We start from the raw sequence: 21,827 nt of genomic DNA on the forward strand, positions 1-21,827 counted from the left end.
GATAAAATCATTTGGTTATGACAATCCACTGCTATAGCTAAATGTACTTGTTCAGTTCAAGGGAATGCTAAACGTGGGTGATTTATGGATCCGTTAACGCAGGGCGTGCTAGGCGCTTCTTTGTCACAATCGGCGAGTAAAAAGCAACACTTGGTGGTCGCAGGGCTTCTAGGTTTGCTCTCTGGAATGTCGTCAGATTTAGATGCGTTTATTCGATCGGAAAGTGATCCTTTACTCGCATTGGAGTTCCATCGACAGTTTACCCATTCACTTCTATTTATTCCTATTGGCAGCTTGATTTGCGCTCTGGTTTTGTACCCTTTGATTGCAAAAAGGCGTGGTCTCTCGTTTAAACAGAGTTGGCTGTATTGCGCGTTAGGTTATGGCACACATGCTTTACTCGATTCTTGTACTACGTATGGCACTCAACTGTTCTGGCCGCTCACCAATGAACGTTATGCTTGGAATACCATTTCGATTATCGATCCTGTTTATACACTTCCCATCTTAATATTGCTTGTGTTCGCAACATGTAAGCGAGCCCCTTGGTTAGCGCGTGTTGCGTTTCTATGGGCTTTGATTTATCCGACGTTGGGCATGATACAAAGGGATAGAGCAGAAGCGATAGGATGGCTATTAGCACAAGAACGCCAACATACTCCTATTCGGTTAGAAGCCAAGCCGAGCTTTGCGAATATCTTAGTGTGGAAAGTGGTGTACGAAACAGAATCTCGATACTACGTAGATGCTGTTCGAGTCGGCACCTCCGTTAAAACTTATCCTGGTGATTCGATCGTTAAACTGAATGTTAGTCAGGATTTCCCCTGGCTTGACCTCAATTCACAGCAAGCAAAAGACATTGAGCGTTTTCGCTGGTTCTCAAATGGTTACGTGGCACAAGATCCAATGGATGATCTGCGTGTTATCGATGTTCGATATTCAATTGTACCGAACCAACTCAAAGCGCTTTGGAGTATCAAGTTGTCTCAATCTGCCGATGCAGACACACATATAAAATACGAAACCCACAGGGATAACACACCTGAGTCCAGGCAGACCTTTTTAGATATGTTGAAAGGTAAGTAAAGCTCTGAATCTATAGGATATTATAGATCCATTTTCCTATGAAAAAGGCTGAGTCAGTAGTCTGCTCAACCTTTTTTATTGGTCTATTACTTAGCTTTCTTTGCTAGAACGCTCTTTTTTGAGAATACTAAAGGTAACGACTTCTCAAATGATCTTTGAAGTATTGCGCATTCAAAGTTTCGCCTGTTGCGCCTTTCACCAAATCATCAGTGCTTAGTAGGCTGCCTTTGCTCCAGATGTTCGACTCTAACCAAGTGAAGATAGGGGATAGGTCACCGCTTTCAATCACTGAGTTCACATCAACCGTTTTCTTCATTGAAGCCATGAACTGAGCCGCGTACATCGCACCTAATGTGTAAGATGGGAAGTAACCAAATGCGCCGTCGGTCCAGTGGATGTCTTGCATACAACCGTTAGTGAAGTTGCCTTGAGTGCTTAAACCAAGGTAAGACTGAATTTTAGTGTTCCAAAGTTCAGGAACATCAGTATGTTTGATTTTGCCGTTTATCAGGTCACGCTCAATCTCGTAACGTAAGATCACGTGCGCAGGGTAGGTCAGTTCATCGGCATCAACACGGATGAAGTCTTTCTTCACGCGAGTGTAGATCTTCTGGAAGTTATCTTTCTCAAATTCAGAGCCTGAGAACTGTTGTCCTGCTAGGTTGGCTAAGTGCCCGATGAACGGGTCGCTGCGGCCAACTTGCATCTCGAAGAACAAAGACTGAGATTCATGAATACCCATAGAGCGAGCTTGACCGGCAGGTTGGCCTGCTAGGTATTTAGGTAAGCCTTGCTCATAACGTGCGTGACCTGTTTCGTGGACGATGCCCATTAAGCTTTGAACGAATTCAGCTTCGTCATATCTGGTTGTGATGCGTACGTCGGTAGGAACACCACCACAGAAAGGGTGAACACTTTCATCTAATCGGCCGTGTTCAAAGTCAAACTGAAGTAATTTCATCACTTCTAAACCAAGCGCTTTTTGTTTTTCTGCAGCATAAAAGCCGTTTGGAGCATTAAATTGCTCACTAGACTGCTTTTCGAGTACTTCATCAATAAGGCTTGGCAGCCAAGTTTTCACATCCGCAAATAAGATGTCTAATGATGCTGAACTGGTACCCGGTTCGTAGATATCCAGCATCGCATCATAAGGTGTTAAGTTTGCGGCATCGGCGCGGATCTGTGCTTCTTCACGTGATAGCTCAACCACTTCCCGCCAGTTCTTTTCAAACCCAACCCAATCGTTGTTACCACGTTGGCTGCGCCACGCATGTTCACACTTTGAACCCGCTAACGACTTAGCTTCAACCAACTTTTCAGGAAGTAGGTTGGCTTGCTGCCATTGGCGTTTAATTTCACGAAGCGATGATTGTTGTTCACCATTCAGATCTTCGTTTTCAGCGTCAGAGATCCAATCGGCCAGCTGTGGCTGAGTCATCAAGCCGTGAATATGAACCGAAAGCTCGGCCATCGCTTCGCTACGCGCTTGGTTACCACCGGCAGGCATCATGGAAGCTTGATCCCAGCCACAGATAGAGGCTAGGTGTTGAAAGCGTGAACATTTTTGAGAGTGTTCGACTAGTTTTTTGAATGCGCTCATTTGACTACTCTTAATTTGGTTTCTTTAAATGATCCTTAGGGCCGCGTCAGCGTTAAGTTTCATCTCTCATGTACTTTGATTATGGCTCTGCTTTTTAATGGCGCTGACCTTCGTAGTCGAAGATATAGCGAGAAAAGCGTGAGGCGGTACGATGCCTTGAATTTACTATTTCTTAACAAATTAAACTGTACCATTGTGCACAAAATCAGTGACTTGTATAGCTGGTGGCAATTGTTGCTTGCGAATTTTTCAGATACACGGTATTGATGATAGATCGCTTAACATGAATGACAATAATATGGATATTTTGAACTTTGAGGCATTTCTAATTGCCATCACGATTTTAACGTTAACACCAGGCTTGGATACGGCATTGGTGATTCGTAATACCAGTCGCTCTGGCTTAGCTGACGGTTGTATGACGAGCTTTGGTATCTGTAGTGGCTTATATGTGCACGCCTTTTTCTCTGCTGTGGGTATCTCTGCGATTCTTGCCCAATCCGCTGAGCTATTTCAAGCCGTAAAAATGGTGGGTGCCGTTTATTTAATCTGGCTTGGCTTAAGCAGTTTACGCGCTTTGATGAAAAATGGTGGCGGGCTGAAGGTTGGCGAGCAAACTCATCAAGCCTACAGCGCAAAACGTTCTTTGCGTGAAGGTTTCTTATCTAATGTGCTTAACCCGAAAACAGCGGTTTTCTATTTGGCTTTTCTGCCTCAGTTCGTAAACCCTGAAGGTTCGCCGTTATTACAATCTATGTTGATGGCTTCAGTACACTTCATGATTGCTATGCTGTGGCAATGTGGCTTGGCTGGTGCACTTAACTCGGCTAAAAATTTGCTAAAGAATGCGAGCTTTATGAAGTGGATGGAAGGTGTGACTGGCATAGTGCTGGTGGGGCTGGGCGTTAAGCTTCTCATGGAAAAGCCGGTTTAGTTAGTTCTGCTTCGTGATGAACGTATGAAATCCCGCGCTAGGTTATTGTGACCAATTAGCGTGGGCTTTGTCGTCATACACGGCAGGTGTCCTATTACCGTGTATGTAGATGGGTATATTAGTCAGCTAAACGAACGTTGAACTCAGCGCCTTCAAAGCCTAGATCACTCAGTTCTTGAGCATCAAAGTTGGTCGTTACATCAATGCCACCAAGATGTTCGGTCGTCTGGTTTTCGCCTTCAATACTGCTTCGTGCGCTTCGACCATCAGCACTGATTGGTTTAGCTTGGCCAATTTCGATTGTACCAGCGTATTGAGATTCTGCGTAAAAATCTCCCGACACGTAGGAGTGGAATGGACGTAAGCTATGACTTGTTGCCCATTGCATGTTTGATAGACCGGCTTCTTTAATCGCCCAACCCCAATCCCACCATTTTGTCTCTCCTGGAATGTAGCGGTGGTCCCATTGATAACGAATGTCAGCAGAATGGTCACTCGCACGACCCATAGTGAACGTATGTCCGATAGTCGGGCGGTTTCCAGGGTGCGTATGCCATGCGTTGCCACTATAGCGAAGGAAACCATTGAATTGCACGTCGTAAGCAATATCAGCGTTAAATTGGTATGGGTACGAGATAGTTGAACGGTACAGCTCGACTTTAATTGGGATCTCAGAGTGAGGAGGAACCATTGGACGAGCTTGAAGTGTTACCGTCTCACTTGAAGAGCCGCCATTCGTGTTTGCGAAGCTTTGATTCGCTTCAAACTTGATGGTGAGCTTAGTATCGCCAACTAAAGGCCATTTGAACGTATTCTCAGTGGAAACGCTTTCAGAAAAGCCGTAGCTATTTGTCTTGGACCAATTTGTCGACTCATCGACTTTTAAGTCAACGACAACTTGCTGCGCAATATCGCTATAGTTTCTAGCGGTTGCGAAAACGGTCTTTATGAGTTCACGGTCTGACTCCGTCACCTCACCGTGCGAGAAGTTGTCATCGTTAACTGTGTAGGTAAAGTTATCAACGATGATTTGTGTTTTTTCGCCACAACGGTAGCCACTACAAGAGCCGTTGTTGTTTCCTTGAATAACCCAACGATCGCCAGAACGATTTATGACCATATCTTCGCCGACATAAGTGCCGTTATTGCCGCCAACCCAAGCGTATCCAAGGTTATGAGCTAAGTAACTTAGCGGATATATAAAGTCTGTTCGATCAGTGACTAGGCCATACTCGACGTCAATTTCATCGCCTTCTGGCACCGATTTACCTGAGATGGTTGGAATCTCTGATTGGTCATCATTCGGATAACAGAAGGTTTTATCGTTTGGCGTATCTTGTTTGATTAGCCCGTGATAACCCGGCCCCATAATTACCCAGTTGTCTTTCAGGCCAACAATATCCCAAGTGCCCATGCGCGGTAGTAGTGAGTTTTTATGCTCTTCTGCTTCAAAGTGGTCTAAAGGGCGATAACCTGAGCGACAAACATCATCGCCTAAATTGTCACGCACGATTTGATCTGGGTAGATTTTCGCGTTTACTCCGGTCGATAGTACAGACAGCACTGCCGCTGCCAAGATACTTTTATTTTTACTGATCACTAATAATCCCCTCATTTTCTTTTTTATATTGGTAATGCTGTTTTGCCTTGCTTACACAGGACCATTTCACTTTTCCATAATGATAAAAATAACGATACTGAAAATGATTGAATAAATTTATTGTTATAAATCAATGGCTTGAGATGGCTTTGTTAATATTTTATGAAACTTTGATGCAATGAAGAGAGATTTTCTCGGCACACTTCATAATTAATTTAGAAAAATGAAACTTTTTTAGGATTCGATGTGCGTTAATTTGGTTTTGACGTTAAAGGTGTTTCCGTGGTTTACCATGGATTACCAAATAATAAGCGTCGTTGTGAATGATGGGTCGGCATGGGTGATGAAAATGAACGATGGACGTTATTGACCGATAATTATTCTCAAACATATTATTTGGAAATAATACTAAGTCGTTCCTATGGGTATTTAATTGGGACTAATAATGAGATCTTACTTCAATTTTTTTGCTATATCGTATTGTGACGTGACAATGTATTTCGAATCGAAAAAGTCTAATATAGAGGATTTTTCAATTATGAGACGTGTTAGTTTTAAGGATGGAAAGTTAGCTAAATAAGGGATAGAAGAAGAGGGGAGGATTTCGAACTGAGTCGAAATCCATTTTAATAAAATATGGTTTGAAGAGAATTTATTACGGGTTAACAGTAGAAGTCAGCGTTTAGCTAAAAGCTGGGTACGTCCTGTATTGCAACTCCGAATAATGGCAAATGCTTCATTGGTGCTCAAAATATCAATATTCAATGTCAATGGGTCATTGTTCAACAAAAGATATGGCGATAACAAGTTGTCATTCATTGCCTCATTTATCTTCTGTACAGACAGTAAGTCTATCGTGCCAGCAATCGCAAAACTGAATGACTTAGAGTATCCCACATTTCCCTGGAAGCGAAGAACGATAGGGTTTGGTATTTTGTCGTCTTGAATGGAGACTATATGCAGAACTTTGTTGTCCCTAATTTTAGTGAATCCATCGCTTCGTAATACGTTATCTTCAGCGAGTAAATCGATCATACTATGTTGGTAACTGTGATCTTCAAGTTTGTGAGAATCAGGAATACTCCATACGCTTGCAAACAAGATTAGTGCGGAGAAGACGGCAATAAATGGCATCATAATGACCCCCTTTCTAGGAATAGCTCGATCTCTTTACTGGCTTTGTCCAGTTGTGATGGGTTGTAAAAAATATTCACTGATTTACGAGTTACTTTATTGAGTATCGCAAGTTCAGAATAACCAGGTTCTTCACTGATATAAGCAATACAGTCACATTGATACTTGGTAAGAAGCCTTTTCAACTCTGGGGTTAGCGTCATTTGAGGGTCTTGAAATATTTGTAGTTGGCCTATCCAATACTCGGTCAGTCGGTCTGATGGTTTTACTTCATGGAGACTCTTGTCGTGAAACTTACTGAATGCCAACGCGATTGATGCTGCTAACAGCACGCTAGCAGTAAAATAGCACACAAGATTCTTTGAATAGGCAATTTTACGATAGACGGACAGTGTTTGGGTTCCATTGTGTTTTTCGCCTGAGGTCGCCTTAACTTCACTGTCAGGTAAAGGTAAAGGTAACGGCGGAGTTGTATCTTCAGGCGCAGTAATGCTTGTATCGTCCACAGTAGATTCGATACAAACACAATGGTCTATGAGGCGGTAACCGACCTTTGGAACTGTCACTATTGGTGAATCTTTGGTCCCAAGCTTAACGAACTTTTGCCGCAGCAAGCTGATACTTTTCGCGAGAGAAGTATCCCCTATGAATTCGTTACCCCAAGCGTAGTTAATAATATCTTGCTTACTCACAATATCGGGCGCGTGTTTAAGAAGAAGCTCTAAGACTCGTGTTTCTCGATATCCAATTTTAATGGAACGATCGTCGTTATAAATACGATTTGTTATAGGGTCAAATTTGATCATATAGCCAACGTTTTATTTTTATTATAATTATCTCAACAATGTTAGCGACTATAAACTGACTTATATATGAATAAAAGCCACATGTTGCTTTTTCTTGAATTTTTTTGGTTTCTTGAAAATACATAATATTTAACAATCATTAAATATAAGTAATGACTAATTAAGCTTTCGTTTTATTAGTGCGAGTTGCTATTTAAAAGGTCTTATAATATTTGGGGTAATTATTTTAAGTAATCTTTTAGTTAATTAAATTTTTTATTTACTTAGGTAATAAAAAGCCCACATTTGATTGTGGGCTTTGGCTTTTATTTTGCAATTTATCTCGATTAGGCTTTTACAGTTTTATAATCACTAGAAGAAGATAATGGTTTGAAAAACAGCTTAGTTTCTTCGATAACGACGTGGCGTAGCAAGATAAGGCCGATTAGGTTTGGAATTGCCATCAGGCCGTTCACGATATCTGCCATTATCCAGATCATGTCGAGCTTCAAGAATGCACCAGAAGCCACCAACGCAATGAAGATAATCTTGTAAGGTAGGACTGCTTTAGTACCTAGCAAGAAAACAACACAGCGCTCGCCGTAGTAGTTCCAACCTAAAATCGTAGTAAACGCAAAGAAGATTAGACCAACAGAAACCAGCATAGGGCCGAGCGTGTCTGCATTCAGACCAATAGCAAATGCATGAGTGGTCATTGCAGCACCAGAAAGGTCAGTCTGCCAAGCACCGGTTAAGATAAGCGCCAAACCTGTCATCGTACAAATAATGATGGTGTCGAAGAAGGTACCTGTCATAGAGACAAGACCTTGCTTCACACATGAATCTGTTTTTGCAGCCGCCGCAGCCATGGGTGCGCTACCTAGACCTGATTCATTAGAGAATACACCACGAGCAATACCCGATTGAATAGCAAGCATGATGCTCGCACCAAAGAAACCGCCTGTTGCTGCTGTGTTGGTAAACGCAGAGGTAACAACAAGGGTAATGGCATTCAGTAGTTGGTCTGCATTTGAAACCAGAACGCTCAAACACGCAACGATGTACATAACCGCCATGGTCGGAACCACTTTTCCTGCCACCTTAGCGATAGATTGAATACCACCAAGCGTCACTACTGCTACCAATATCGTTAGGACAACAGCAGACATCTCACGTGAAGCGCCAAATGAGATTTCAGTTGCGTCCAAGATAGCATTGACTTGTGGGAAGGTACCGATACCGAAACAGGCAACACCCAAAGCGAACACAGCGAACATTACCGCCAAAATTCTTGAGCCAACACCGTATTGAAGGTAGTACATAGGGCCGCCAACCATTTCGCCATTGCTATCGGTTCTGCGGTATTTAACGGCAAGTAGACATTCTGCGTATTTGGTCGCCATACCAAATACTGCGGCAAGCCACATCCAGAATAGCGCACCAGGGCCACCAATCTTGATTGCGGTCGCTACACCAACGATGTTACCTGTACCAATGGTTGCTGAAAGTGCAGTACACAAAGCTGCGAAACTCGATACGTCACCCGTACCAGATTTGTCTTTGCTGAATACCATTTTCAGTGCAGTTGGGAGGTGTCTAAACTGGAGTAAGCCTAAGCGAAAAGTAAAGTAGATACCTGTACCCACTAGCAGAATAAGCAGTGGTGGTCCCCAAACGAATTGGTTGATGGTTTGTAGTGTAGCTTGTAGGTGGTTCATAGATTCCCCTTAATAAATTAAAAAATTTAAGGAGAAGAGGGAAGGCAGTGCAGATCACAGGGATCGGTAGCACTACTTAATACATACGGATTTCTAGATAGAATTCTTTTGTTAATTAAGGCTTGTTGCTTTCCACTCCTCTGTCCTTTTGCCTGAGAGTTTCACTTAGCGAATCACTTACAGATAAGTAACGGGCACTAAGCTTGCTCCTTCGGCGACCGATCTAACGGTTCTCTCCAGAGGTTCCTCCAACGACAGTCCTCACTTTTCTGGATTTCTCCAGCATAAAGCACCTGAAAGATTTACTTCTTCGGCGGGTCAATCTAACTAAATGTTAAAGTTTAGTTAAAAACCACTCTCCTGCAGTCTTCATCGGAACAATTACCTAAATAATTAGGTAATCTGTAGGCGTATCCTAGATCATATAAAATGTGATGTCAGCTACAAAATATCTGTTTGCACAAATGTTGTTCAACTAAATGATCAAACAACGAGTCTCTGACGTAACTTGCTTATTTAAATGGTATAAAATAGAGAAACAAGGAGGAGTTATGACTCGACTAATAGCGATTGTTTTTTTATTGGCTTTGGCATTTGTACTATTTCGTTACCGGACAAACGAAAAACTGCAAAAATGGGTAGTGATAGTTATCGTTAGCAGCTTCCTTTTGTATACTGCCAGCTTGATGATTTCGGAGTTAACTCGTTAACCCTGCCTGTAAACAGGTGGGATGAATGTGTTAGCAGAGCTTAAGTGCTTCTGGCTTAAGCGATAGGTTTAACTGAGCCTACACTATCAGTATTGGCATTCGTGTCAGTGACCGCGTAACGTTAAACAAATTTTTGGGAGTACCCGCTAGTGAACCAGCAATCTGGACAAAGCGAACAAGATGAAGTGGTTGTTATTGAAGAACGCGATAAGCGCAGTCAGCTCTATATCGGCATTGCTGCGGTTATAGGTTTAGCACTGGGTGGCTTAATCGGTTCTACAGTTACGGCTTCAAAGTGGGAGTCCACTTATCAGGTACTCGAAACTCGTTATCAAGAACTGCATGACAGCAGAGCACAGTTGATGACATCCGTTGAAACTAAAGTGGCAAAAGTTGATACCGAAATCGATGCGAAAGTAGAAGCTGCTCTAGTGAAACAAACGGAGGAGCATCAAAAAGAACTCCAAGAATTAGCCAAGCAGTCTTCGGTTTTAGAGAAGGCGAACTACTCGTTAGAGCAACAGCTAAATGAACAGAAGCAAACGTTAGAGCAAACTCAGCAAGACAACCAGAAACTTAATCGTCAAGCTGACATGCAATCGACTTTGTTTGAGCGTTCGCGTGAAGTTTTCCGAAAAGAATTACAGATTTCTCAAGAACTTGAAAAACTTGAGAAAGAAAGAGACCAACTCGAGCAGAACCTTGGCTCTCTTAAGAAAGCGTGTGATGTTTACTTAGATGGCACATCATGGGATGCGAAATCTGACGCGTGTGAGAAGCAAGATAACGCTAACTCTCGACTGAGTGATATCAGACAAATGATTGAAGTCCACACCATGGACCTCAAGCAGATCAAAACGCTAACCGAAGAGATGGGTCTATAAGTCGAAGGCTTTACCAGCCTAACGTTAGTTTTACAGTAAATATTGAAACGCCCACATCACACACATGATGTGGGCGTTTTGCGTTTGTCGAGAGCATAGATCCGGTGCTTTCTCATTATTGATTATTTACGTGTTTTCATTGTTTGCTTAGATATTTGTGAAGAGTTACGTATATCGACAATGATATGTCACTTGTTGTCTATTAAATGACTTTGCATACATATTTTCAGATCAGAGTCGCTGCATAATAGTGTTGTTCAGGATGAACACGCAGTCGATTGCTCGCTCGCATTTGGCTGCTTTGACGACAAGGGATGGAGTGATGCCAGAGTATCTTTGTGAGAACTGCACCATAGCTTATTGTTTCGATGATTGTCGCTCTCCATTAGCGCAAAAAGAGATGATCGAAGTAGAAGAGTTGGTTCGTCGTGTCGATGTTGAACACGATGATGAAAAGAGTGAAAAGAGTGAAAAGAGTGAAAAGGGTGAAAAGTGTGAGCAGGGCATCGAGGGTAGTTATTCGCCTAATCATTCAGACATAAAAAATCCCCACAAGCCAAGCTGGTAGGGATTTTGGATAAGTTGCAGTCCTGTTCTCGCTTTCTCAAGCAAAGGGTCTTACAAAAATTTTTAGAACAGTTTCGTTTATAGAGCTGTATCGTTTCTTAGAATCCAGTTAGCTACTAGAGCAAAACCTCATTCCACTAAACGTTATTTCTCATACGTTTTGATTTCACCTGATTTCACACGAGCAACGAATGATTGCAATTCTTTCTTAACAACAGGCATCAAGAAGTATAGACCTAGGATGTTAAAGATAGACATCGCAAAGATAGCTGCATCAGAGAAGTCGATTACCGCACCAAATTGGATTGTTGCACCAATCACAACGAACACACAGAACATCACTTTGAAAACCAGTTCCGTAGCCTTTCCTTCACCGAATAGGTAAGTCCATGCTTTAAGACCGTAGTACGACCAAGAAATCATAGTAGAAAATGCAAACATGATAACGGCTAGTGCTAAGGTGTATTTGAAGAAACCTGCAGTTTCAGTAAACGACGCCGCAGTTAGAGTTACACCTGTTAAACCTGAACCATCGAATGGACCTGTGTTTAGGCCAGCGATAGTGATAACCAATGCTGTCATCGTACATATGATTACGGTATCAACGAACGGTTCTAGTAGTGACACTAAGCCTTCAGTAATTGGCTCTTTTGTTTTTACCGCTGAGTGAGCAATTGCCGCAGAACCAACACCTGCCTCGTTCGAGAAGGTTGCACGCTTCAAGCCTTGAATTAACGCACCAATGAATCCACCAACAACACCTTCGCCAGTAAATGCACCTGTAAAGATTGCGCTGAAAGCAGGGCCAACTTGATCAAGGTTAGAACCGATAACAACTACAGCCATACCGATATATAGCGCAGCCATCCAAGGAACCACTTTTTCTGTTACCGATGCAATAGAAGGCATACCACCAACAATCACAGAGAAAACTAAAGCAGCTAGTACAAGGCCAGTGATAACACCGTACTCACTTGGGATATCAAAGGCATACGTTAGCATTGCATGAGCTTGGTTAGCTTGGAACATGTTACCGCCACCAAGTGAACCCAAGATACACATCAGTGCAAAGCCGATCGCAAGTGCTTTACCCAGTCCACCCAATCCGCGCTCACCTAGGCCTTGGCTCAGGTAGTACATTGGACCACCCGAAACCACACCTGACGGTAAGATAGTTCGGTATTTCACACCTAACGTACACTCACAGAATTTTGAAGCCATACCAAGAAGGCCACACAAAATCATCCAGAATGTTGCACCAGGGCCACCAATGGCGAGTGCAGCACCTACACCTGCGATGTTACCAAGACCGACGGTTCCAGAAAGGGCAGTAGTTAAAGCTTGAAAATGGGAAACTTCGCCGTCTTCTTTTGAGTTAGGGTCTGTGTACTTGCCTCTAATGATATCTACAGCCATACCGACTCGCTTAAATTGGACGAAGCCAAAGTAAACAGTAAAGATCAACGCAGCGAGTAATAACCAGCCAACAATAATAGGGAAGTTGGCTTCGCCAACCGGTACACTTTTAAATATGAGTCCAACGAACCATCCTGTGTAGTCGTTGAAAAATCCATCAACACTTTTGCTTAAGTTACTGATAGCTTGATTAAATGATCCTTCTTCTGCAAATGCACTGGAACTAAACAATAATATAAACCCAAAAAATAATTCTCTTATGTTTTTCATGGTTTTCCCTGTCTTTTTATTAATTTATGTTTGCTTATGTTGTGTTTGTCTTATATTTCAATAGCTTATTTATTTCTTCGATAGCGACAAAATGCTCTGTAGCCAAGTCGAAATGCGAGATAAATATCACTACTAATCACGTTTTATATGGAGATCCTTTTGGCACGTGAACCAATAAGACTATGATATTCGGCTTACCACGTCTTATTGATAACCCTATACATAAAACTAATGCCGTCAAAGAAATTTTTACAATAAATTTACAATAATTCGTGTTTTGTCGTCTTTTGGGTATAAGTCGATGATTTTTGAGTTTGAAAAGGCATATAGATTGGCGGTTAAATTGATAGCTAAAATAGATGAGCTTTGATGTAACGCTTGTTTTAGGGAGGCTTTGAAAAGTCTCTTACAAGGGAAGGAGCAAGTCGGGGGGATTAAAAAAGCCCTTTATCAGAGCTTTTTATGGTTGCGATGAGCTAAACCACTCAAAGGCTATTATCGGTAGTGCGGTTAACGATGCTTTTGCTCGACTTGTGGTAGAGCTTCAGTGCAAGCAACGAACCCCAAAGTACAACTTGTCCCCATAACAGTGTCCATTGAGATGCGACCTCTTGCCACGAAGCGCCCATCTGATTCAGCGCTAAGAAACCTTGGATAGCAGGTGTGCTTGGAAACAGTTGTGATAACAGTACCAACCATTCAGGCATCATTTCAATCGGCCAGATAAAACCTGAAGAGAAGATCAGTGGCATTGAACTGATTAACACCACAACCGTGACTAACTCTCTTCGTGGCACTAACTCACCGATAAAAATGCCAACCAAACAGCTGGCCAATAAGAAGGGCAGTAACAAGGTTAAAATCTGTGAGATTGAGGCGAGTAGGTTAATCCCGTACATCGAAAAGCTGGCGCCGAAGTAGTACATCGATAATAAGTAGTAGATGCCTACTAAGGTGCAACAGCGAGCAAGGATTAGTTTGGTTGGATGAACTCTGCTCCAATAGCCGAATGTGGATTGAGCATTTTGCGTTGCACCAACCAACCCTGATGCCATGGCTAGGGTTTGCTGAAGGATCAATACAAAGACAGCGGGAACGACGTAATCGATATATCCCATTCGACTATTGAAAGTAGGTTTTAAATTTAAGCTAAATGCGCTGTAGCCTTTGGCTGCGGATTCTAAAGGTACACCTTCAACTAACAAGTGACTCACCTTAACTTGTGCGGCTAACGTGCCGCCTGCTTTTGCAAGTCCCTCAACTATGGTGCCATACACTAGGAAGTAAGATGCATCACCCGCATAAGAGAGTGTTGGGCTTTTCCCAAGAAGTAGATCTTTATAGAAGTTTTCAGGAATGACGATGAACCCACCAATTTCTTGATTGAGTACAGCCTGTTTAGCGTCTGCGATAGTGGAGTCACGGCGAACCAAATCAATTTGAGAGGTCGCATCGACCATTCGCTCTAAATGGTAGCTGCTTTGGCTCTTGTCTAGGTTTACAACGGACGCTTTCAATTGTTGGGGTACTTGATTGGCGTAAGGCAAAGGGTACAAGAATGAGTAAAAGACCACACCACCAAACACGGTCAGTAATACTACTGGGTTACGCAGAACCTCTAGGAGTTCTTGCTTCAGCAATTGAGTAAAGCTCATTGATTTACTCCTTTATGCTCTGCTTGTGTTGCTTGCGCTAAGTGCTTTTTAATCAATAAGATCACTACAAAAGCAGGAATAACATACCAAAACATTGAAGTGAGGTTCATCAGCGATTGCGCAGCGCTCACGCCGTAACTGGACTGAGCCGTTTGTATTTCGATGTAATGACTAACAGGCAATAGACTTCTCCAAACTTGGGCTGCCGTGTTCATGTCTGTGACAGGGAAGGTGATCCCCATAAACGCAAAACTTGGCGCTGTGAAAGCACCTGCAAAGCTCATTGCTCTTGCTGGATCAAGCGTCAAAAAGAAGAACAAGCAACCCATAATGATACAACTAATAACCGTTAGTAACTGTGCAATGGTTAATGCCATAAAGCTGCCGTTAAATGGCCACTCTAAAAGTCGATAGAACCAAAAGCTAAACGCAATACCGAACGCTAAAAACAGAACAACATAAGGGGTGAGTGTTAATGCTAGGGACTTAACCGGAGAATGCGATAACCACGCTTTTAGCCCACTAGCTCGCACATTTGCAGTGAGTACTAAAATCGTTCCTACCACTATCATGATTTGCCATAAAGCAGGAATAACCGCAGATACCAAGAATTGAGCATAGCTAGTGTTCTTGTTGAACAGCGGAGTGATCTGGCTTTGAACGGTGACAGCTTGCCCCAAGGCGGATTTTACCGTGGTATCTCCGTGGGAAAGCTGTTTAATCACTTCAAGTTGGGCGTTGAACGTGCCTTGAGCTTGCAACAGAGCCGAGTTCACCAGTTTACCAATCAATATAAATTGGCTGTTGTAGAACACGGAAACCTGCGGGTTTAGCCCAAGATAAAGGTCTCGGTCAAAGTGTCTAGGTATAACAACGTAGCCGTAGATATCACGCTCTATCATGGCCTTTGCGGCTTCACTTGCGGAGCTGTATTTCTGAGTGACCTGCAGGGTAGGTGAGGCATCGACTAAGCGAGTAAACTGCTGCGAAATTTGGCTGTGTTCGAGGTCAACAACTGCAACAGGCAAATCACGAGCGATACCTTGTGAAAAGATCAGCCAGATACTTGCAGCAAGTAGCAAAGGTATCCAAGTTAAGCACGACAACAACCACTTGTCTTTACGGACTATCGCCCACTGTCGAAGTAAGCTGTTTATCGTTTTGTGATGTTCTGGTAAGTGAGAATTAGCAGACATATGTCACCTAAAGCTCAACCACAAGGCTCATACCCATACGCAGTGTTTCGTTTGTATCAACTGGGCGTGCTTCTACTTCAAATGTACGTAAGTCAAAGCCTTGTGCTGCATCTGTTGAACGCCAAGTTGCGAAATCACCCATCACCGCAATGTGCGTCACTTGGAAAGTCAGCGACTTATCTAAAGCGGGCAGGTAAGCTTCAAACTGTGAGCCTTTCTCAAAGTGCTTGAGCATGTCTTCACGTACATTGAGTATCGCCCATGCATCTTTCGTATCGATCACGGTCACGACTGGGAAACCTTGTGGTGCCAGTTCTCCGCTACTAAGCAGCACTTGAGAAACCTCACCGCTGAACCAGCTGTGGATTTGTGTGTCTTTTGCGTAGGCTTCGACTTCAGCTACCGCGCCAGCGGCCATTAATGCTTTTTGAGCTGCAGCCACTTTGGTTTCATCGCGAGCCCCTTCTTGTGCTAGCTGATACATTTGGAAAGCCGCGCTTTCTGTGTATTTAGCAGCTTGCCACTGTGTTTTGGCTTCATCACGTTTTTGTTCTGCAACGACGCCATCGTTGTAAAGGTTGTTTACTCGTTGGTAGGTTTTGTCCATTAAGTCTGCTGCTGCTTTGGCTTTCAACCATTGGTCTTTAGCGGCTTGAATTTGCTGAGTACGAGCACCATTTTCTGCTTCTTGAGCCAGTGCACCAGCGGCTTTTTGACCTGCTTTTGCTTGCTCTAACTTTGCGTCAATCTCTGGGCTTAGAAGGGAGAAGATCAATTCACCTTTCTCAACAGAGTCGCCTTTGCGCACAAATACCTCGTCAATACGGCCGGGTACTTTCGAAGAGATGCTGTATTGCTGTGCATCAATTTGACCTTGAAGCTTAACTGGTTGAGGTTGGTACGCTTGGTAAAAACTGTATCCGACCCAGCCAACAATGCCGATACCAACTATAGATAGAAGAAGAGGCTTAATAGGTTTCATGAATTATCCTTTTGACTGGCTAGCGGTGTCTGTTTTTGAGTCGAAATCAGACGTAACAGAAGAAGTTAAGTAACTCGAGTAAGCGTTCATTTCGCTGGTTAGCGCTAATAGCTTGTTGAGAGAGATAAGGTATTTGAATCGCGCAGCAGATTGCTGTGTTTTGATGCTCGCAAGGTATAACTCTGCATCAACCACTTCTAACGAGTTAGAAAGCCCTTGAGTGAACGCTTTTTTACGAAGTAGTAGATTTTCTTGAGCTAATGACAAGCTAGAATTAAGGCCTTGAACCTCTTCAATCGCTTGGTTTGCTTCGAGGTAGGTCTTTTGTACCAATACGGTTAAGTCTTGTTTGGCTTGTGACTTTAGGAATTTAACTTGAGATACCGCACTGTGCGCAGCAGCCACTTTGTCTGAACGACCAGAGGTGTCGAGTAGCGGTACGTTGACACCAATGCCGACTAACCAGTCGGGCTTCATTTCACTGGCGAGTGAATCGTCTTCATAGAGACTGTAATCTCCGTAAAGATAAACCTCTGGGTAATATTTGCCTTTTTCAGCTTTGATTAAACTGCTTGCTTGTTTCTCTTTCGCATCCAGAATCTTAAGACCAGGGTAGGTCATGAGTGTTTGATCAATGAACACATCCATATGGGGCAGGCTCTTGTTGATAAACAGTTGCTCTGAAGGTTCAACTCTTTGGCTTTGACCTAGAATTTGGGTAAGAGCTAATTGAGCAATTTTAAGATCATTCTCAGCTTTAGTGCGTTCAACTACTGCCTTATCCAGAGAGGCGTCCGCTTGCAGGCGTTCTACTCGTGCAATTTGCCCTTGCTGCTCAAGCTTAATGGCAAAATCACGATGTTGAGTTAGGCCTGCTTCTACGGCTTGGCGAGTTTTCACCACATCTTCCGCTAAGATCACGGAGAAGTAATATTTGCTTAAGTCTTCGTAACGAGCCTGTTTTTCCATTAGCAGTTGGCTTTGCGCTTCTTCGCTTTTACCTTCAGCTGCAGTTTGTGCTGCGGTAATTCGACCACCTGTAAAAATTGGCCACACTGCACGAATGGAAGAGCTGAAGATATCTTGCTCAGTAATCGTTGAGGTAATGCCACCAAGCGCACTGATAATTTGAGGAGGAACAGGAAGACCAATAGATGGTACACCACTCAGGCTATCAGCGAACTGTTCACCATTGATGGTCACATCACTATCAAGGTGAGTGTAGTTAGCACCTAGCGTCACTGAAGGCAGGTTGAGGCTTCCTGTTGCATTTTGGAGATGTTGATAACGCTCAACGTTAGCTTGTTGAGCCGCAAGAGAGTTGTTGTTCTCTTGGAGTATTTGCCACGCCTCAGAAAAAGTGAGCGGGGCAGCATAGCTTGGCGAACTGATAGTACTGATAAGAATACTGGCAATCGCAAGGCATCGGAATGTCGGTTTGGTCATCTGCATTAATTACCAAATTAGAGTATTAGCTCTAATGTTAACAGGGGGATCATCATTTGTCTTGAACAGATTACCTCATATGAGCAAATAGCATAATCATTCGTTAACATAATGTGAATGCTATTAAGGATTTAGCGGCTATAGACAAAGAAACGAAAAGAGCACGACGAATCGTGCTCCTTAAGTTCAGTATAGAAGAAGTTACTACAAATGGACTGGTGCTATTTAAAGCTTGGGCAATGGTGATCGGCACGCCACACCAATTGTTTTGAACCTTGCATGGTTTGTAATAAATCTCTACCTGACATTTGCGGGAAAGCTAACAACACTTTTAGATCGAGCGGGGATGTCTCGTTCTTCTCATATGCTCTGACATGAGTAAAAGTAGATTGTAAGTTTTTGAACAGCATAGCCTTTGTAAGGCAGATTCCAAAAGTATCGCGTTTCATTGCCTGGTTTCCTTTTCAACAATGTTAATACGTTATGTTTTTTATCCTGTTTCTGTCGGACGTTGCCACTGCTCGATACTTCCTGCTCATCAATGCTTTATTCTTGGGTGCTGCTTTTGTCAGTCACCTCTTCGTTGTCTGGCCTGCCGAGTGTGAAATAGCGAGATGAATAGGGGAGAATACTTAATCCGTTTGTTCATCATTCGTAACGGCGAGCACGCAACTTTTATTTATCGATACGTCCAGTGGGTGAAGAGTTGTTGCCTTTCTGTTAACCAAAATTCCGGTTTAAAGCGTTGTCTTAAAATTGCAACGTATAGCTTGGCAATAATAAACTCCCTCATATGCAACCATTATAATTGTATTTATTTTAAACAACCTAAAAAACACCTAAAAGCTTAGTGATCCAGCTCAATATTTATTCGATTTTTTGGTTTTTTTAACTAATCCGTTCTAAAAATGAACGATTGTTCGAGGCGAGCAACGTAAAGGAATATCAATTAATAATCTGGTTAATTATTTAGTTGAGCAATAGTCACAAATTCGTATAGGCGGAAAGGTGCTCTGGTTAACTTAGTGTTAACATTGCCTGCTGAGCACTAGGGACGGGTTTATATGAGATGGAGTAGCATCAGCTTCCGAAAAAGGTTGCTGATTATCATGACGGTAACTGGCCTTGTCGAGCTGTTGATCCTTTCAGCGGCGGGTTTTGCTTATATCAAACAATCTCAAGAGCAAGAAATGGGGTTGAAAGCGTTGGGTGTGGCTGAGTTTCTTTCGGAATCTCCCCTTGTAACGCGCATTATTGAAGAAAAAGGAACACTGAATCCCGAAGGCGTCCCACATACACTTCCTGAAGAAACCCAAGCCAAATTCCGAAACCTCACTCAATTGATTGGCGCGGCGTTTATTGTTGTTGGTGACGAAAAAGGTGTTCGTTTGATTCACCCATACGACGACAGGCTCGGTAAACCAATGCGCGGCGGAGACAATCAAAAAGCATTGGTGTTCGGGGAGTCTTATGTTTCAACAGCGAAAGGCTCATTAGGTTTTTCGGTTCGTGGTAAATCGGCCGTTAAGGACGCTAATGGGAAGATAATTGGCGTCGTGTCAGTTGGTTACCTATTGGATTCTTTGCAAGATCGAATCGAACCTTACTTAGCCTTTTTGATTGTGATGGCGTTGCTGGTGGTTGCGGTCAACGCTTTGATTTCGAGTTATGTATCTCGCCGTTTTCAGCGCGCTATTTTAGGCTTTGAGCCTGAAGAGATAGGCCGACTGTATGTTGAGTTAGATGTCACCATGAGCACTGTTAAAGAGGGCATTTTAAGTATCGATAAGAACGGTATCTTACGCTCAATAAACAAAAGTGCCTGCGATATTTTATCCATCGATAGAGATAAAGCACTCAATCAGCAGCGCCTTTCTGATGTGTTAGCAGGCAGTGATTTAGAACTGCTGTTATCAACAGGCGACATCGACCACGATGTTGAGTTGTATTTAAACAATAAGCGGATCATTGCCAACCGCAGTCCGATTATTGTTGCTGGTGAAGTGGTTGGGGCGGTGTCGAGTTTCCGACTCCGCGATGAGATTAACGACTTAACGGATCAGCTTTCGCAAACCAAAGAGTACGCGGATTTGTTGCGCTCGCAAACACATGAACACCAGAACAAGTTGAATACTATCAGTGGCTTGATTCAAATGGGTGAGTTGGATTCAGTTCAGCAACTGATCGGTCAAGAAACCGCACATTATCAAAGCCTTATTGAGTTCTTGAGAGAAACGGTTAAAGACCCATTGATCGCTGGCATGTTGTTAGGCAAAACCGAACGCGCACGTGAAATAGGCTTAGAGCTGAGAGTTGAGGAGGGGTCTAGGCTAGAAACACTACCAAGTTGGTTGAATGCCGATGACGTTGTCACCATTCTTGGCAACCTGATTGATAATGCGTTTGATGCAACGATGTCGGCGATCAAGCAAGAGGGGCAAATAGCCCCAGCGCGCCGTGTGATTGAAGTGTCTATCAGTGATTTTGGCAATGAGATTATCGTCGAAGTGGAAGATAAAGGATGTGGTTTACCTAAGCACTTGGCAACCGATGCGCTGACCGAAAAAGGCATATCGAGCAAAGCGAAACAAAACCGCGGTGTTGGCTTATATCTGATTAAGCAGCTTACCGACCGTTATCAAGGGCAGCTAGAAATGGTCGATAACAACGATTTTGGTTCACGTATGACAGTGTATTTACCAAAAGAAGAACAATAGAGCACGAGTGATCATATGAAGATCAGCTTGACGGAAAAAAAATGGTTAAAGGAAGAACATAAATGAACGCAATCACGAGAGTCATGGTCATTGAAGATGATATTGCGATTGCAGAGCTTCACCATCGTTATCTAGAACAGATGGGAGGCTTTGACGTGGTTGGCATTGCCACCACACAGTCTGAAGCGCTCATGCAATTGGACATCTTAAAACCAGATTTGGTGCTTTTAGATGTGTATCTGCCAGATGGTAGTGGGATCGATATTCTTAATCACGTTCGAGGTAATAACCAAGGGTGTGATGTGATTTTGATTACTGCAGCGCGTGATGTAGACACCTTACAGACAGCGATGCGTGGCGGCGTGGTGGATTACCTATTAAAACCAGTCATGTTTCCTCGTTTGGAAGCCGCGCTGAAGAAGTATCAGTCACAGTTACAAGAGTTCGAAAGCGTGTCTGATTTGAACCAAGGTTTGGTTGATAAGATGCTGCAAGCCAATGCCAAAGCGGATTCAGGAAAAGTATCAACCTTGCCCAAAGGAATCGATGGCGTAACGTTGGATAAGATCAGAGCTATTTTTCAACAAGCTGATGCCGTTAATATTACCGCCGATGAAGCTGGCGAACGTATTGGTGCAAGCCGTACAACTGCTAGACGTTATTTAGAGTTCCTGATCACTACTGGTGAACTAACAGCAGATTTGAACTACGGTACGGTTGGGCGCCCTGAACGCTGTTATAACAAAGCCAAAAGATAAGGCAGTGCTAACAACGTCCTTTCTATTTAAGTAAAATGTAAAACCAGTTGAATAATCTGGTTTTACGCTCCTCACGCTTCATTAAACTACACTCCGCAGACCAGATGCCATTCTTTCTCGACTACAATGTTCGAGAACGCCGATTTGCTTCTTTTTCAGTCTTCGTGAAACCAATGGTCGATTATATTTTGTTCGAAATGAGTCAATATTTAATCGATTGCCTTCACAGTGGTTGATGTAAATCAAATACTCATAGACAATACTGTCCCGAATAGAGGTGATAGCATTCACCCTCGTTTACCAAACGCATTCTCAAGTGTAATAGGCACTCGCTATTGATGTAATAGCCAAGACCTATTATCTATTTTC

At 43.0% G+C, this 21,827-nt stretch carries 17 protein-coding genes and 1 riboswitch; of the genes, 6 read left to right on the forward strand and 11 right to left on the reverse strand.

What is annotated here, in order from left to right:
• Nucleotides 1–84 precede the first annotated feature (84 nt).
• Complete coding sequence (locus OH460_RS20030) at nt 85–1,086, forward strand: metal-dependent hydrolase (protein WP_269999271.1); 1,002 nt, start codon at nt 85–87, stop codon at nt 1,084–1,086.
• 127 nt (nt 1,087–1,213) lie between these two features.
• On the opposite strand, the gene OH460_RS20035 is transcribed toward OH460_RS20030, so the two are convergent.
• Complete coding sequence (locus tag OH460_RS20035; protein WP_269999272.1) at nt 1,214–2,686, reverse strand: carboxypeptidase M32; 1,473 nt, start codon at nt 2,684–2,686, stop codon at nt 1,214–1,216.
• Nucleotides 2,687–2,984: 298 nt separating this feature from the next.
• Between OH460_RS20035 and OH460_RS20040 the strand changes: the two genes are divergently transcribed.
• Complete coding sequence (locus OH460_RS20040) at nt 2,985–3,620, forward strand: LysE family translocator (RefSeq protein ID WP_269999313.1); 636 nt, start codon at nt 2,985–2,987, stop codon at nt 3,618–3,620.
• A gap of 118 nt (nt 3,621–3,738) precedes the next feature.
• On the opposite strand, the gene OH460_RS20045 is transcribed toward OH460_RS20040, so the two are convergent.
• The 4 genes from OH460_RS20045 to OH460_RS20060 form a co-directional block, all read right to left on the reverse strand.
• Nucleotides 3,739–5,220 carry an aerolysin family beta-barrel pore-forming toxin gene (locus OH460_RS20045; protein ID WP_269999273.1) on the reverse strand — a complete coding sequence of 494 codons (1,482 nt, stop codon included), beginning with the start codon at nt 5,218–5,220 and terminating at the stop codon, nt 3,739–3,741.
• A 675-nt stretch (nt 5,221–5,895) separates the two neighbouring features.
• The gene (locus OH460_RS20050; protein ID WP_061032645.1) at nt 5,896–6,357 is read right to left on the reverse strand and encodes a hypothetical protein; all 462 of its coding nucleotides are present in this window, start codon (nt 6,355–6,357) and stop codon (nt 5,896–5,898) included.
• The gene (locus OH460_RS20055; protein WP_269999274.1) at nt 6,354–7,160 is read right to left on the reverse strand and encodes a winged helix-turn-helix domain-containing protein; all 807 of its coding nucleotides are present in this window, start codon (nt 7,158–7,160) and stop codon (nt 6,354–6,356) included. The genes OH460_RS20050 and OH460_RS20055 overlap by 4 nt, the downstream gene beginning before the upstream one ends.
• Nucleotides 7,161–7,486: 326 nt before the next feature.
• Complete coding sequence (locus OH460_RS20060) at nt 7,487–8,857, reverse strand: alanine/glycine:cation symporter family protein (protein WP_116871972.1); 1,371 nt, start codon at nt 8,855–8,857, stop codon at nt 7,487–7,489.
• Nucleotides 8,858–8,987: 130 nt separating this feature from the next.
• Nucleotides 8,988–9,107, reverse strand: a riboswitch (glycine riboswitch).
• Nucleotides 9,108–9,716: 609 nt separating this feature from the next.
• Here OH460_RS20060 and OH460_RS20065 point away from each other — a divergent pair.
• A complete protein-coding gene (locus OH460_RS20065; protein WP_048606944.1) occupies nt 9,717–10,451 on the forward strand; it encodes a chromosome partitioning protein ParA in 735 nt (244 codons plus the stop codon).
• Between the two features lie 322 nt (nt 10,452–10,773).
• Nucleotides 10,774–11,019: a hypothetical protein gene (locus OH460_RS20070; protein WP_269999275.1), complete on the forward strand. Its 246-nt coding sequence runs from the start codon at nt 10,774–10,776 to the stop codon at nt 11,017–11,019.
• Between the two features lie 143 nt (nt 11,020–11,162).
• On the opposite strand, the gene OH460_RS20075 is transcribed toward OH460_RS20070, so the two are convergent.
• From OH460_RS20075 to OH460_RS20100, 6 genes are all read right to left on the reverse strand, one after another.
• A complete protein-coding gene (locus OH460_RS20075; RefSeq protein ID WP_186170417.1) occupies nt 11,163–12,704 on the reverse strand; it encodes an alanine/glycine:cation symporter family protein in 1,542 nt (513 codons plus the stop codon).
• A gap of 485 nt (nt 12,705–13,189) precedes the next feature.
• Nucleotides 13,190–14,359: an ABC transporter permease gene (locus OH460_RS20080; RefSeq protein ID WP_269999276.1), complete on the reverse strand. Its 1,170-nt coding sequence runs from the start codon at nt 14,357–14,359 to the stop codon at nt 13,190–13,192.
• Nucleotides 14,356–15,555: an ABC transporter permease gene (locus OH460_RS20085; RefSeq protein WP_269999277.1), complete on the reverse strand. Its 1,200-nt coding sequence runs from the start codon at nt 15,553–15,555 to the stop codon at nt 14,356–14,358. Before OH460_RS20085 ends, OH460_RS20080 begins: the two co-directional genes overlap by 4 nt.
• Nucleotides 15,556–15,562: 7 nt before the next feature.
• Nucleotides 15,563–16,537 carry an HlyD family secretion protein gene (locus tag OH460_RS20090; protein WP_186170415.1) on the reverse strand — a complete coding sequence of 325 codons (975 nt, stop codon included), beginning with the start codon at nt 16,535–16,537 and terminating at the stop codon, nt 15,563–15,565.
• 3 nt (nt 16,538–16,540) lie between these two features.
• Nucleotides 16,541–17,989, reverse strand: a complete 1,449-nt coding sequence (locus OH460_RS20095) for a TolC family protein (RefSeq protein ID WP_269999278.1) — start codon at nt 17,987–17,989, stop codon at nt 16,541–16,543.
• Between the two features lie 215 nt (nt 17,990–18,204).
• Nucleotides 18,205–18,432, reverse strand: a complete 228-nt coding sequence (locus OH460_RS20100) for a hypothetical protein (protein ID WP_061033495.1) — start codon at nt 18,430–18,432, stop codon at nt 18,205–18,207.
• Nucleotides 18,433–19,047: 615 nt separating this feature from the next.
• Between OH460_RS20100 and OH460_RS20105 the strand changes: the two genes are divergently transcribed.
• A complete protein-coding gene (locus tag OH460_RS20105; RefSeq protein WP_443088691.1) occupies nt 19,048–20,700 on the forward strand; it encodes an ATP-binding protein in 1,653 nt (550 codons plus the stop codon).
• A 62-nt stretch (nt 20,701–20,762) separates the two neighbouring features.
• Nucleotides 20,763–21,458 carry a response regulator gene (locus OH460_RS20110; protein WP_239936299.1) on the forward strand — a complete coding sequence of 232 codons (696 nt, stop codon included), beginning with the start codon at nt 20,763–20,765 and terminating at the stop codon, nt 21,456–21,458.
• Nucleotides 21,459–21,827 lie beyond the last annotated feature (369 nt).

It is taken from the genome of Vibrio sp. Makdt (genome assembly GCF_027587015.1).
GTDB classification, from domain to species: domain Bacteria; phylum Pseudomonadota; class Gammaproteobacteria; order Enterobacterales; family Vibrionaceae; genus Vibrio; species Vibrio chagasii_B.

What these genes read in the sequence shown, in the direction of transcription:
- OH460_RS20075 (WP_186170417.1), bottom strand. Translation starts at nt 12,704, where the DNA reads ATGAAAAACATAAGAGAATTATTTTTTGGGTTTATATTATTGTTTAGT.
- OH460_RS20060 (WP_116871972.1), bottom strand. Translation starts at nt 8,857, where the DNA reads ATGAACCACCTACAAGCTACACTACAAACCATCAACCAATTCGTTTGG.
- OH460_RS20040 (WP_269999313.1), top strand. Translation starts at nt 2,985, where the DNA reads ATGGATATTTTGAACTTTGAGGCATTTCTAATTGCCATCACGATTTTA.
- OH460_RS20080 (WP_269999276.1), bottom strand. Translation starts at nt 14,359, where the DNA reads ATGAGCTTTACTCAATTGCTGAAGCAAGAACTCCTAGAGGTTCTGCGT.
- OH460_RS20070 (WP_269999275.1), top strand. Translation starts at nt 10,774, where the DNA reads ATGCCAGAGTATCTTTGTGAGAACTGCACCATAGCTTATTGTTTCGAT.
- OH460_RS20055 (WP_269999274.1), bottom strand. Translation starts at nt 7,160, where the DNA reads ATGATCAAATTTGACCCTATAACAAATCGTATTTATAACGACGATCGT.
- OH460_RS20050 (WP_061032645.1), bottom strand. Translation starts at nt 6,357, where the DNA reads ATGATGCCATTTATTGCCGTCTTCTCCGCACTAATCTTGTTTGCAAGC.
- OH460_RS20090 (WP_186170415.1), bottom strand. Translation starts at nt 16,537, where the DNA reads ATGAAACCTATTAAGCCTCTTCTTCTATCTATAGTTGGTATCGGCATT.
- OH460_RS20085 (WP_269999277.1), bottom strand. Translation starts at nt 15,555, where the DNA reads ATGTCTGCTAATTCTCACTTACCAGAACATCACAAAACGATAAACAGC.
- OH460_RS20035 (WP_269999272.1), bottom strand. Translation starts at nt 2,686, where the DNA reads ATGAGCGCATTCAAAAAACTAGTCGAACACTCTCAAAAATGTTCACGC.
- OH460_RS20110 (WP_239936299.1), top strand. Translation starts at nt 20,763, where the DNA reads ATGAACGCAATCACGAGAGTCATGGTCATTGAAGATGATATTGCGATT.
- OH460_RS20095 (WP_269999278.1), bottom strand. Translation starts at nt 17,989, where the DNA reads ATGCAGATGACCAAACCGACATTCCGATGCCTTGCGATTGCCAGTATT.
- OH460_RS20105 (WP_443088691.1), top strand. Translation starts at nt 19,048, where the DNA reads ATGAGATGGAGTAGCATCAGCTTCCGAAAAAGGTTGCTGATTATCATG.
- OH460_RS20030 (WP_269999271.1), top strand. Translation starts at nt 85, where the DNA reads ATGGATCCGTTAACGCAGGGCGTGCTAGGCGCTTCTTTGTCACAATCG.
- OH460_RS20100 (WP_061033495.1), bottom strand. Translation starts at nt 18,432, where the DNA reads ATGAAACGCGATACTTTTGGAATCTGCCTTACAAAGGCTATGCTGTTC.